General features: G+C 67.2%; 13 protein-coding genes. 9 read left to right on the top strand and 4 right to left on the bottom strand.

Annotated elements, in window-relative coordinates:
• Nucleotides 1-38 precede the first annotated feature (38 nt).
• Nucleotides 39-635: a TetR/AcrR family transcriptional regulator gene (locus tag ASE02_RS19445; protein WP_056736477.1), complete on the bottom strand. Its 597-nt coding sequence runs from the start codon at nucleotides 633-635 to the stop codon at nucleotides 39-41.
• A 71-nt stretch (nucleotides 636-706) separates the two neighbouring features.
• On the opposite strand from ASE02_RS19445, the gene ASE02_RS19440 reads away from it, so the two are divergent.
• From ASE02_RS19440 to ASE02_RS19420, 5 genes are all read left to right on the top strand, one after another.
• Nucleotides 707-1,120 (top strand): VOC family protein, encoded by a 414-nt coding sequence (locus tag ASE02_RS19440; RefSeq protein WP_056736475.1) that lies wholly within the window; start codon nucleotides 707-709, stop codon nucleotides 1,118-1,120.
• Between the two features lie 133 nt (nucleotides 1,121-1,253).
• Nucleotides 1,254-2,354, top strand: coding sequence for an acyltransferase (locus tag ASE02_RS19435; RefSeq protein ID WP_056736473.1), 1,101 nt, complete (start codon nucleotides 1,254-1,256; stop codon nucleotides 2,352-2,354).
• Nucleotides 2,355-2,420: 66 nt separating this feature from the next.
• Nucleotides 2,421-3,104 (top strand): CHAP domain-containing protein, encoded by a 684-nt coding sequence (locus tag ASE02_RS19430; protein WP_056736471.1) that lies wholly within the window; start codon nucleotides 2,421-2,423, stop codon nucleotides 3,102-3,104.
• Nucleotides 3,105-3,175: 71 nt separating this feature from the next.
• Nucleotides 3,176-4,129, top strand: coding sequence for a CorA family divalent cation transporter (locus tag ASE02_RS19425; protein ID WP_056736469.1), 954 nt, complete (start codon nucleotides 3,176-3,178; stop codon nucleotides 4,127-4,129).
• A gap of 119 nt (nucleotides 4,130-4,248) precedes the next feature.
• Nucleotides 4,249-5,457, top strand: a complete 1,209-nt coding sequence (locus ASE02_RS19420) for a pentapeptide repeat-containing protein (protein WP_056736603.1) — start codon at nucleotides 4,249-4,251, stop codon at nucleotides 5,455-5,457.
• Nucleotides 5,458-5,501: 44 nt separating this feature from the next.
• Here ASE02_RS19420 and ASE02_RS19415 read toward each other — a convergent pair whose 3' ends face one another.
• Together ASE02_RS19415 and ASE02_RS19410 are read right to left on the bottom strand one after the other, a co-directional pair.
• Nucleotides 5,502-6,362: a crotonase/enoyl-CoA hydratase family protein gene (locus tag ASE02_RS19415; protein ID WP_056736467.1), complete on the bottom strand. Its 861-nt coding sequence runs from the start codon at nucleotides 6,360-6,362 to the stop codon at nucleotides 5,502-5,504.
• A gap of 190 nt (nucleotides 6,363-6,552) precedes the next feature.
• Entirely contained in the window at nucleotides 6,553-7,185 is a 633-nt protein-coding gene (locus tag ASE02_RS19410; protein WP_056736466.1) for a COQ9 family protein, read from the bottom strand.
• A 177-nt stretch (nucleotides 7,186-7,362) separates the two neighbouring features.
• Here ASE02_RS19410 and rpsU point away from each other — a divergent pair, with 177 nt between their 5' ends.
• The 4 genes from rpsU to ASE02_RS19390 all read left to right on the top strand — a co-directional run bounded on the left by rpsU (nucleotide 7,363) and on the right by ASE02_RS19390 (nucleotide 11,271).
• Complete coding sequence (gene rpsU / locus ASE02_RS19405; RefSeq protein ID WP_091735317.1) at nucleotides 7,363-7,596, top strand: 30S ribosomal protein S21; 234 nt, start codon at nucleotides 7,363-7,365, stop codon at nucleotides 7,594-7,596.
• A gap of 181 nt (nucleotides 7,597-7,777) precedes the next feature.
• On the top strand, nucleotides 7,778-9,655 hold the full coding sequence (ftsH, locus tag ASE02_RS19400) for an ATP-dependent zinc metalloprotease FtsH (RefSeq protein WP_056736464.1): 1,878 nt from the start codon (nucleotides 7,778-7,780) through the stop codon (nucleotides 9,653-9,655).
• A 99-nt stretch (nucleotides 9,656-9,754) separates the two neighbouring features.
• Nucleotides 9,755-10,540, top strand: coding sequence for a dihydropteroate synthase (folP, locus tag ASE02_RS19395; protein ID WP_162257203.1), 786 nt, complete (start codon nucleotides 9,755-9,757; stop codon nucleotides 10,538-10,540).
• Entirely contained in the window at nucleotides 10,537-11,271 is a 735-nt protein-coding gene (locus tag ASE02_RS19390) for a class I SAM-dependent methyltransferase (RefSeq protein WP_056736460.1), read from the top strand. Before folP ends, ASE02_RS19390 begins: the two co-directional genes overlap by 4 nt.
• Nucleotides 11,272-11,275: 4 nt before the next feature.
• Here the strand turns inward: ASE02_RS19390 and ASE02_RS19385 are convergent, their stop codons facing one another.
• Nucleotides 11,276-12,013 carry an SDR family oxidoreductase gene (locus tag ASE02_RS19385; protein WP_056736459.1) on the bottom strand — a complete coding sequence of 246 codons (738 nt, stop codon included), beginning with the start codon at nucleotides 12,011-12,013 and terminating at the stop codon, nucleotides 11,276-11,278.
• Nucleotides 12,014-12,084: the final 71 nt, after the last annotated feature.

Below are 12,084 nucleotides of genomic sequence, written 5' to 3'. Positions count from 1 at the left end.
GAGGCCGATGGGGCTTAAGCCCTCTGATCGTTGAGCTTTTAGTTGTCTTCGGGGGACTTGTATCTCAGCGTTTCCATCATATGGACGAAGCTGGATTTCAGCTGTTTCAGCGCGTCGGCGTCTTCAGATTGTCCGGCCCAGACCACGCCGTAATTCAGCGCGCCGTTGATCATCACCGCCAGGGTCAGCGGATCGCCCTTCAGCCCGCCCTCATCCACCGCGGCCTGGACGCCCTCGATCAGCAGCCCAAATCCGTGACGGCGGTCCATCTCGTTCCAGGCCGCCCAGCCCAGCACGCTGGGGGCGTCGAGGATCAGGATGCGGCGGACCTCGGGGCGCACCATGAAGTCCAGGAAACCCAGGCAGCCGGCGATCAGGCCGTCGAAGGCGCTCGGCGCGGCGTCGGCGTCGGTCTCGATGACCGCTTGCGCCTCGACGTGCAGCGTCTCGCAGACCGCGGCGAACAGCGCCCGCTTGTCGGCGAAGTGGTGATAGAGCGCCCCGCGGGTCACGCCGGCGGCGGCCAGGATCGTCTCGGTGCCGGTCGCCGCGTAACCCACCGTCGCGAACAGGTCCCGGGCGGCGGCCAGCAGCGCCGCGCGCGTGGCTGACGCCCGCTCCGCCTTCACGCCCATCGAGATCTCCGTTTGACATACAGACTGTCTGTATCTTAACTCGATCTGGGAGCTGATCAAGGAGAAGCGCCATGAAATTCGTCGACCGCTATCCGATCATCGTCACGCCCAAGCTGCGCGAGTGCCGTGATTTCTGGATCGCCCATCTGGGCTTTGAAGTGGTGTTCGAGGCCGACTGGTTCATCCTGTTGCAGGCCGAGGGCGCGAGTCTGGCCTTCATGAGCCCCGATCACCCGTCGAGCCCTCCAGGTCCCGAGACGTTTTCGGGCCAGGGGATGTGTTTCGAGCTGCAGGTCGAGGACGCGACGCTGGCCTATGAGGCCTGCCTGGCCAAGGGCCTGGCCGTCGACTACGCCCTGGCCGAGGAGCCCTTCGGCCAGCTGCGGTTCGGGTTCTTCGATCCCTCGGGGCTCTGGGTCGACGTCGTCGAGCAGACCGAGCCGGCCGCGGGGTTCTGGGATCGCTACATGACCGTGGCGGCCTAGGAGGCCGTAACCTCGTGGTCAGGCTTTGGCTTCAGAGTGCGCGCGGGGTTTAGGGCGGCTTCGCCTGGTGCATGAATTGCACTCGCCCTGCAGGGGGCGCCGAGAACGGCGCCGCAACGGGACGCCTGACGCCATGACCGACGCTCAGAACATCAAACCGCTCACCTCCTTGCGGTTCTTCGCCGCCCTGTGGGTGGTGCTGTTCCATTATTGGCCGAAGCTGGACTTCGCCGGCGCGACGCCGCTGTTCGTCGAGAAGGGCTATCTCGGCGTCGAGCTGTTCTTCGTCCTCTCCGGCTTCATCCTCTGCCACGTCTATCGGACCAGCGTGGAGGAGCGGCGCTTCCGCTACGGCTCCTTCCTCTGGAACCGGCTGGCGCGGGTCTATCCGCTGCATCTGGCGACCCTGCTGGGGATGATCGCCCTGGGCGTTGGCGCCAAGCTCGCGGGGTTCGCGGTCGACGCCAATATCCTCTCGTGGGAATCGCTGCCGGCCAATCTGCTGCTGGTCCAGGCCTGGGGCTTCGCGCCGCAGGCGGCGTTCAACCATCCCTCCTGGTCGATCTCGGCCGAGTGGTTCGCCTACCTGTCCTTCCCGCTGTTCGCCTGGGCGGCCCTGGCGCTGAAGAACCGGCCGCTGATCGCGGTGGCCCTGGCGGTCGGCTTCCTGGCTGGACTCTACGCGCTGTTCCAGACCCTGGCGGGCTTCCCGCTGACCCAGGCGACCATCCAGTGGGGCGCGCTGCGGATCGTTCCCTGCTTCGCCTATGGCTGCGCTTTGCACGCCCTGTGGCGGGCCCGGCCGACGCAAAATCGAGTCGCCGCGGTGGCCGGCGCGGCGGTTTCCACAGTCGCGGTGGTCATTTTCGCGGCGAACGGCGCCCCAGATGCCCTAATCGTGACCGGGCTCGGCGCGGTGATCTTCTTCTTGGCCCGCACGGCGCAAGCAGGAACTGAAACATTTAGTAACACGACCCTCGTCTACCTCGGAGAGATCAGCTACTCCGTCTACATGGTGTGCGTGCCGTGGAAGATTGTATTCGTGAATGCTGCCTCCAAGATTTTGCAGCTTAATGACGAGCACCTGCCCTTGTGGCTGTGGTTAGTTTTCCTTGGCGGCGTCGTTCCACTGGCCGCGATCTCTTATCATCTCATCGAAAAGCCTGCGCGAGCTCGGATGAAGTTGTGGGCGGACTCGTGGGACGCGCGGCGACTTTCAGCCGCACAGGCGTAAAGAGTCTTTTCATCCGCATGCGGGATGGTTAGTCCTTAACGCGGTTGCGTGGGGAGTTCCTCTAACATGCTGAAACGACCGAGGGCCTTCTTTGGCTCCCTGGCCGCCGTGGCGGTTATGACCTTGGCGCCTATGTCGGGCGCCGTTGCCGACACCTATTGGCAATGCGTCCCGTTCGCCCGCCTGATTTCCGGCGTCCAGATCTATGGCGACGCCTGGACCTGGTGGCGCCAAGCCGTCGGCAAATACGACACCGGGGTCTCTCCCAAGGCTGGCGCTGTCCTGGTGTTCAAACCCTCGGGCAAGATGCGTCTGGGCCATGTGGCCGTGGTCAGCCAGGTGCTGACCGAGCGCGTCATCCAGATCACCCACGCCAATTGGTCGCGCATCGGCGGGACCCGCGGGCAGATCGAGAAAGACGTCACCGTCATCGACGTGTCGCCGACCGGCGACTGGTCCCAGGTCAAGGTCTGGTACGATCCGGTGCGTGACCTCGGCTCGTCGACCTATCCGACCCACGGCTTCATCTATCAGGACGCCGCGGCGCTCCGCACCGCCAGCTCCGGCTTCAACACCGCCCAGAACGCGGCCATCGCCGTGGCCCAGGGCGCTGCGAACCAGGTCGCCTCGGTCGTGCGTCCGGGCGCTGGTCCGCTCCAGCTGCTGGGTCAGGCCGCCGACTCCACCGACCGTATCGCCGCCCTCATCCAGGCCGCGACCGGGTCGCAGCCGCCGCCCGAATCCAACTGATCGGCGAGGCCCGGCGTTGACGCCCGGCCTCCCGCACAGCACATGAACCTTCGCTGCTCGCGGAGAGACTCATGCTGAACCTGCTTCGTCGGACCGCCCGCGGCTTTGTCCCGCAAACCGTCGACGCCGACTGGCGGGCCAGCGACGACGCCATCTGGATCGACCTGGTCAATCCGACGGCCGAGGAGGAGCGTGCGGTCGAAGAGGCCTATGGCCTCGATCTTCCGACCCGCGAAGAGACCAAGCACCTCGAGCCTTCCTCGCGTCTCTATCAGGAGAGCGGGGCGACCTTCCTGACCGCCACCCTGCTGGCGCGCGCCGACGAGCCGCATCCGGTGGCGACGCCGGTCACCCTGGTGCTCGCCAATGACGTCCTGATCACCATCCGCTACGAGCCGCTCAAGGCCTTCACGATCTTCGCCGAGCGCTGCGCCCACGCCCCGGTCGCCGATGGCGGCGAGGCGGCGCTGGAACTGCTCGACGCTATCGTCGAGCGCTCGGCCGAGGTGCTGGAGCAGCAGTCGAACCTGGTGCACGAGACCTCGGTGGCGATCTTCAATCGGCCGCCCAGCACCGCCTTCGGACCGCTGCTGAGCGATCTGGCGCGGGCCCAGTCGATCACCTCGACGGCGCGCAAGAGCCTGGTGTCGCTCAGCCGGCTGTCCAGCTTCGCGGCCCTGGCGCAAGAATTCCAGAAGGACGAGGGCCGTCGCGGCCACCTGACCTCGATCCAGCACGACATCCAGGCCCTGACCGAGCAGTCCAGCTTCACCTCGGGCCACATCTCGTTCCTGCTCGACGCGGCGCTCGGCCTGATCAATATCGAGCAGAACAGCATCATCAAGTTCTTCTCGGTGGTGGCGGTGGTGTTCCTGCCGCCGACCCTGGTGGCGTCGATCTACGGCATGAACTTCGATCTCATGCCCGAGCTGAAGTGGGCGATGGGCTATCCCTGGGCCCTGGTGCTGATGGTGATCAGCGGCGTCGCCCCGTTCATCTGGTTCAAAAAGAAGGGCTGGCTCTAGGTCAGCTCTCAGGGGCCGAAAAGGGACGTCGAAGTGACACCTCGAAGTCACAATTCCGCAACCGTTCCTTAAGCGCGACGGGGTGATCCTGGGGACCTCCCAAACGTCCCTTGGTGCGCATGTCCGCAGTCGCGAACCTCTACCGCAGTCTCGATCCCCAGGCGTTGCGACAGACGCTTGAGGCGCATCGGCGGTATCTGGGCAGCCGAACCGGCGGCCGGCGCGCCAGCCTGGCCTATGCCGACCTGTCGGGTTTCAAGCTGGAAGGCGCCGACCTGCGCGACGCCGACCTGACGGGGGCCAAGCTCAGCGGGGCCGCCATGGCGGGGATCAAGCTGGAACGCGCCATCCTGTTCGGCGCCGACCTGCGCGACAGCGACATGCGCCAGGCCGATCTGTCCCGGGCCGATCTGCGCGGAGCGACCTTGCGCGGGGCCAATCTCGCCGGCGCCAACCTGGCGGGCTGTGATCTGCGCGAGGGGCGCATCGCCCTGCAGGACCGCGACGCGGGCTTCCGCTATCTCGACCATGCGGGCGGACCGGGCGAACTGAATTTCGCGGTCCTGGCCGGCGCCAACCTGACCGGCGCCCAGATGACCGGGGCCTCGGCCCTGGCGACCGACTTCACCGACGCCGACCTGACCGACGCCCAGCTGGCCGGGGCGCGGCTGATCAAGGCCAAGCTCGACGGCGCGAACCTCACCGGCGCCGACGTGGCCGGGGCCGACCTCTCGGGCGCCTCGCTGCGGCACGCCATCCTGATCCGGGTGGATTTCAGCTTCGCCACGGTGGAGGGCGCCGATCTGTCCGACGTGCTGCTGGCCCCACCGGCGGTGGTCTATGTCGACGACAAGCCCCTGGCCCAGGTGATTTTCGCCCACCAGGCCTTCTGCGAGAGCGACGGCAAGGCCGGCGCCGCGGCGCGGGTCTCGGCGGTCGACTTCCGCCCGCTGCGATCGCTGAAGCGTCGCAAGCTCAGCGGCCTGGTCGCGCCCGGCTCGATCTTCTTTGGTCTGGATCTGGAGGGCGTCGAGCTGCAGGGCGCCGATCTCTCCCGTTGCGACCTGCGCGGGGTCAATCTGCGGATGGCCGACCTGCGCGGCGCCAAGCTGATCGACGCCCAGCTCACCCGCGCCGACCTGCGCGGCGCGCTGCTGGGGCCGCTGGAGATCGGGGCTGGCCGGTTTGTCCGCACCGACCTGTCGCGGGCCGTCCTGCGCCACGCCGACCTGCGCTACGCCCACGCCCTGCGCGCCTGCCTGCTCGAGGCCGACCTCGCCGACGCCAAGACCGAGGATTGCGACCTCACCGGCGCCGAGCTCCGATAGAGGCTCGGATGCTCCCCCGCGGGGAGGAGCATCCTTGAACGCTCCTACATCTCGTTGCGCAGCGGCTGCAGGTCCTGCCACACCGGATCGCGTTTCTCGGCCCGGGCCTTGAAGGCCTCGCCCATGTGCGCGCCCGAGAACATGCCGGTCTGCCAGACGGCGATGTAGTCCAGGCCGTCCTTGAGGCTGTGGTCGCGGGCGTAGTTGATCATCACCTTCGAGCCAGTGACCGCCAACGGGGCCTTGCTGGCGATTTCCTTGGCGGTGGCCAGGGCGTGGGCCACGCACTCTTCGTGGGTGTCGAACACGTCGTTGACCCAGCCGATCTCCTTGGCCTTCTGAGCGGGCATCCGGCGGCCGGTATAGGCCATCTCACGCACCCAACCCTCAGGGATCAGCTTGCAGAGCCGGGGGAAGGTGCCGACGTCGGCGGTCATGCCGATATTGATCTCCTGGATGCAGAAGAAGGCGTCGGCGCTGGCGTAGCGGATGTCGCAGGCGCTGGTCATGTCGACCGCCCCGCCGATGCAGCCGCCCTGGATCGCCACGATCACCGGGATCCGCGCGTCGTCCAGGCAGCCGAAGCAGTCCTGCAGCCAATGAATGTGGTGGCGCTGCTGCTCGGCGTTGATGTGGCGGTCCTGGACCTGGTTCTGCGAGGTCGATCCGCCGCCGCCGAACACCGCCAGGTCCATGCCGGCCGAGAAGTGCTTGCCGGTCGAGGAGATGACGATCGCCCGGGCTCTGGCGTTATGGTCGATGTCGCGCACGATCATCGGCAGTTCGTTCCAGAACTCCCGGATCATCGAGTTCATCGCCTCGGGGCGCTTGAGCTGGATATGGGCGACGCCGCTGTCGAGGCTGACGTCGAAGCAGGTCCACGGGTGCGAAAAGGCGTCGGTCATCGGAAAACGTCTCCCAGGTTTAATGGGAGACATCATCGCCGTGTGACGTTGGGAAAAGAAAGCCTCGTTGTAGATGCTCCCCCGCTGGGGGAGCTGTCAGCAAAGCTGACTGAGGAGGACCTTAAAGCCCCCTCCGCCGCGCTACGCGCGCCACCTCCCCCAAGCGGGGGAGGATCTGGGAGCTTAGCGCCTACCCGTACCGCATCTTGCCCAGCGCCGCGGCGATGTCGCGCATCAGGTCGGCGGGCTTGAGGCCGGCCTTCCACTTCTCGAACGACATCACGTTCTCGATCCGGGCGTCGACGAAGGTCATCGCCGCCTCGCGGCCCGAGGACAGCCGGATCGCCAGGGCGGTGGCCAAGATCCCCGAGAGGATGGCGCGCTTGGAATAGTGGTTCTCGTCGGTGGCGGTGTCGCCGGCCCAGCGCCACAGGGCGTCGGCGCTTTCCCAGAGCAGTTTCAGGCCCAGCGCCAGGTTGAGCGGCAGGGCCAGATAGCCGGACCAGCGCCGCACGGCGGCCTCGTCGGCCGCGGCGGCGTCGATCCGCGCCTCCACCGCTGCGCGGATACGCTCGCGGATCTTGAGAGTCGCCGGATCGGGCAGGGCCGCCAGCGCCCTGGCGTCGTGCCGGCGCGACAGCAGCGCGGCCAGGTCGGCCGGCCCATGCGGCAGCAGCAGTTCGGTGTCGGCCACGCTCAGGCCCGCCGCCTTTCCGGCCGCGCGCACGGCGGGCCAGGTCCACCCTTGGGTGGTGGTGATGGTCAGCGCTGCATCCAGCACCTGTTGCTCGGTGGCCTCGGCCCAGTCGGTTTGGTTCGCCATGCCTTATTTTAGCGAGCGTTTTTGCGCCTGTCCGCCGTGGACATCACTGAAGGGTTCTGCTATCCCGCCGCGCTCAAACCCGATGGCTTTGGCGTCAGCGGGTTTAAGGCTTTTGTCCGTTCGCCGCCGCCTGACACCAGGATGGCCGAGCGGGAACGGGTAATAGGAGAGAGAACCCTGGTTCAGATTTTCGTTCGCGACAACAACGTCGATCAGGCCCTCAAGGCGCTGAAGAAGAAAATGCAGCGTGAAGGCTCGTTCCGCGAAATGAAGCGGCACGTCCATTACGAAAAGCCGAGCGAAAAGCGCGCTCGTCAAAAGGCCGAAGCCGTGCGCCGTGCGCGCAAGCTGGCCCGCAAGCGCGCCCAGCGCGAAGGTCTGATCGCCGCGCCGAAGAAGCCGGCTCGGTAAATATTAAGGCCTTAGGCTATAGTTTCGAAGGCCGCGCGGGCAACCGCGCGGCCTTTCGCATGTTTGGCCAAGCAGGTTCGTCGAACCGCGATGTTCCGTCGCGCGGCACGAGGCTTGCTAGTCCAGGGGTGCAGGCCCACCTACAGTGGGCTTTGAGAGACATTTTTCACGAAGGCGCGTCATGAACCTGCGTAATCTCGCCATCTGGGGCGTCATCGTCGTCGTTCTCATCGGGCTGTACAGCATGATGACCGGCGGCAGTCAGGCGGCTGGCGCGTCCGGCCAGATCTCCTATTCCCAGCTGCTGCAGCGGGTGAACGCCGGTGAGGTCAAGACCGCGACGCTTCGCGGCACCGCCATCGAGATCAAGGACAATGCGGGCAAGTCGTTCACGGCTATGACGCCCGGCAATCAGGAAGACCTGATCAAGCGCCTGGAATCGCAGGGCGCGGACATCAATGTGAAGTCCGCCGGCGGCGGGCTGCTGGGCCTGTTCCTGAACAGCCTGCCGATCCTGCTGCTGATCGGGGTCTGGATCTTCTTCATGCGTCAGATGCAGGGCGGCGCCCGCGGCGCCATGGGCTTTGGCAAGTCCAAGGCCAAGATGATGACCGAGAACAAGAACCGCGTGACCTTCGACGACGTCGCCGGCGTCGACGAGGCCAAGGAAGAGCTGACGGAAATCGTCGACTTCCTGAAGGACCCGTCGAAGTTCCAGCGTCTGGGCGGCAAGATCCCCAAGGGCGCCCTGATGGTCGGCCCTCCCGGTACGGGTAAGACCCTGCTCGGCCGCGCCGTCGCCGGCGAGGCGGGTGTGCCGTTCTTCTACATCTCGGGTTCCGACTTCGTTGAAATGTTCGTCGGCGTCGGCGCCAGCCGCGTCCGCGACATGTTCGAGCAGGCCAAGAAGAACAGCCCCTGCATCATCTTCATCGACGAAATCGACGCCGTCGGCCGCCATCGTGGCGCGGGCCTTGGCGGCGGTAACGACGAACGCGAACAGACCCTCAACCAGCTGCTGGTCGAGATGGACGGGTTCGACCCGTCGGAAGCGATCATCGTCATCGCCTCGACCAACCGTCCCGACGTGCTCGACCCCGCGCTGCTGCGTCCGGGCCGCTTCGACCGTCAGGTCGTGGTGTCCAATCCCGACATCGGCGGGCGCGAGCGCATCCTGCGCGTCCACATGAAGAACGTGCCGCTGGCCGCCGACGTCGAGGTCAAGACCATCGCGCGCGGCACCCCGGGTTTCTCCGGCGCCGACCTGGCCAACCTGGTCAACGAAGCGGCCCTGATGGCTGCGCGCAAGAACCGCCGCATGGTCGTCCAGCGTGACTTCGAGGACGCCAAGGACCGCGTCATGATGGGCGCCGAGCGCAAGTCCATGGCCATGACCGAGGACGAAAAGCGCCTGACCGCCTATCACGAGGGCGGCCACGCCCTGATCGCTCTGAACGTCCCGGCCACCGATCCGGTGCACAAGGCCACGATCATCCCGCGCGGCCGCGCCTTGGGCATGGTCATGCAGCTGCCGGAACGCGATCAGCTTTCCATGTCCTACGAGCAGATGACCTCGCGCCTGGCCATCCTCATGGGCGGCCGGATGGCCGAGGAGCTGATCTTCGGCAAGGACAAGATCACCTCGGGCGCCTCGTCCGACATCGACCAGGCCACCCGCCTGGCCAAGGCGATGGTCACCAAGTGGGGCTTCTCCGACAAGCTGGGCGTGGTGTCCTACGGCGAGAACCAGGACGAGGTCTTCCTCGGCCACTCGGTGTCGCGCACCCAGAACATCTCCGAAGAGACCGCCAAGCTGATCGACCAGGAGGTCAAGCGCCTGGTCCAGGAGGGCTTCGATGAAGCCCGCCGGATCCTGACCGAGAAGCTCGAAGACCTGCACACGCTCGCCAAGGCCCTGCTCGAATACGAGACCCTCAGCGGCGACGAGATCATCAACGCGTTGAAGGGTGTTCCGCCGGTCCGCGACGACGCCGACTCCAAGCGGTCCACGGGCCCCTCGGTGGCGGTGCCGATCTCGCCGCGTCCCGAACTGGCCTAGGGCCTTACGCCTCACTAGCTTGACGCCCTCCCGGCCCCGCGCCAGGAGGGCGTTTTGCTGTCAGCCTCAAGGATCGTCATGTCGAACCGCGTGAAGGTCATGGGCGTGGTCAATGTCACGCCCGACAGCTTCTCCGACGGCGGGCGGTTCCTGGCGCCGGACGCCGCGCTCGCCCACGCCCGGATGCTGATCGCCCAGGGCGCCGACATCCTCGATATCGGCGCGGAGTCGACGCGGCCGGGCTCCGATCCGGTGTCGACCCAGGACGAAATCGCCCGCGCCGTCCCGCTGATCGCCGCGATCCGGGAAGAGAGCGCGATCCCGATCTCGATCGACACCATGAAGCCGGACGTCGCCCGGGCCGCGGTCGCGGCGGGCGCGAACATCTGGAACGACGTCACCGCCCTGAGCCATTCGCCCGACGCGCTGTCGGTCGCCGCCGAGCTCGGCTGCGAGGTGATGCTGATGCACATGCAGGGCGCGCCGCGCACCATGCAGGCGCAGCCGCGCTATGACGACGTGGTCGCGCAGGTGAACGCCTATCTGGCGGCCCGGGCTCAGGCGGCCATCGCCGCCGGGGTGGCGCGCGAGAAGATCTGGCTCGATCCCGGCATCGGCTTCGGCAAGCGGCTGGAGCATAACCTGGCCCTGCTCGCGAACCTCGAGAGCCTGGTCGAGCTGGGCTTCCCGGTGCTGCTCGGCGTCAGCCGCAAGAGCTTCATCGCCCTGCTCGACCCGGCCGCGTCCGCGACGCAGCGCTTGCCGGGCTCCCTGGCCGCGGCCCTGGCGGGGGTCCAGGCCGGCGTCGCCGCCGTGCGCGTCCACGATGTCGCGCAGACGGTCCAGGCCCTGCGGGTCTGGGACGCGATCAAGACCGCGCGATGAGCGATCTCCATTACGCCGATCCTCGGCTCGTACCGCTCTATGACCTCCTGAACGCTGGGGACGAGGACCATCGCTTCTATGAGGCGCGGATCGGCGCCGCCCCGCTGAAGATCGTCGACCTGGGGTGCGGCACCGGCGTGTTCGCCGTGCGGCTGGCGCGGCAAGGTCACGCGGTGACCGGGGTCGATCCCGCCCCCGCCATGCTGGACGTCGCGCGCGCCCGGCCGGGGGGCGATCTGCCGACCTGGGTGCTGGGCGACGCCGAGGCGTTCCGAGGCCGGTTCGACGTGGCGGTCATGACCGGACACGCGTTTCAGTGCCTGCTGACCGACGCAGCGATGCTCCAGACGTTTGATCAGGTGCGGGCCCGCCTCGATCGCGGCGGGCGCTTCATGTTCGAAACCCGCAATCCGAAGGCCCGAGCCTGGGACGGCTGGACCCCCGAAGCCTCCTCGCAGGTGTTGGATCTGGGCGGCGGAAATCAGGTGCGGCTGAGCCACGAGGTCCTGGCGCTCGACGGTGAGCAGGTGCGCTTCCAGACCCGCCATCGCTTCATGCCGGCCGGTGACGAGGTGGTGAGCCGCAGCACCCTGCGGTTTGCGCCGCGGGCGATGATCGAGCAGGGCCTTCGCGCCGCCGGTTTCGGCCGCGTCGATTGGTTCGGCGACTGGGAAGGCGGGGCCTTAAGCGCCGGCAGTTCGGAAATGATCGCCGTCGCGACGGCGGAGTAGGCCGTCAGCCGCGCCCGACGAACGGCATCTTGGTCGCCATCACCGTCATGAACTGAACATTGGCGTCCAGCGGCAGGCCGGCCATGAACACCACGGCGTCGGCGACGGCCTTGACGTCCATCACGGGCTCGGCGGCCAGCGTCCCATCGGCCTGGGGCACGCCCGCCGACATCCGCGCTGTCATCTCGGTGGCGGCGTTGCCGATGTCGATCTGGCCGCAGGCGATGTCGTAGGCGCGGCCGTCCAGCGAGGTCGAGCGGGTCAGGCCGGTGATCGCATGCTTGGTGGCGGTGTAGGCGACCGAGCGCGGGCGCGGCGCATGGGCCGAGATCGAGCCGTTGTTGATGATCCGCCCGCCGCGCGGGTCCTGGGCCTTCATCAGCCGGAACGCGCTCTGGGTGCAGAGGAAGGCGCCGGTCAGGTTGACGTCCACCACGCGCTTCCAGGCCTCCAGGCTCAGATCCTCCAGGGGGACCGGCGGGGCCCCGGTTCCTGCGTTGTTGAACAGCACGTCCAGCCGCCCGAACCGTTCGCGCGCGGCTTCGAACACCGCCTGGGTCTGGTCGGCGTCGGAGACGTCGGCCGGCAGCACCAGGGTCTCGCCGCTCGCGGCGGCGGCGGTTTCCTCCAGCCGCTCGGCGCGGCGGCCGACCAGGGCGAGCTGATATCCGGCGGCGCTGAGGGCGAGGGCGGCGGCGCGTCCGATTCCGGAGCCCGCGCCAGTGACGAGTGCGATCTTCATGGCGTCAGGTTTAGCAGGGCCGCCCCGGACGGGAAGTCATGGTCGTGGATGGCCGCGTAAATCCCGATGCA

It is taken from the genome of Phenylobacterium sp. Root700 (assembly GCF_001429025.1).
GTDB lineage: Bacteria > Pseudomonadota > Alphaproteobacteria > Caulobacterales > Caulobacteraceae > Phenylobacterium.
The sequence above is the reverse complement of the archived record's forward strand: the minus strand, read 5'-3'. Positions and strand labels throughout refer to the sequence as shown.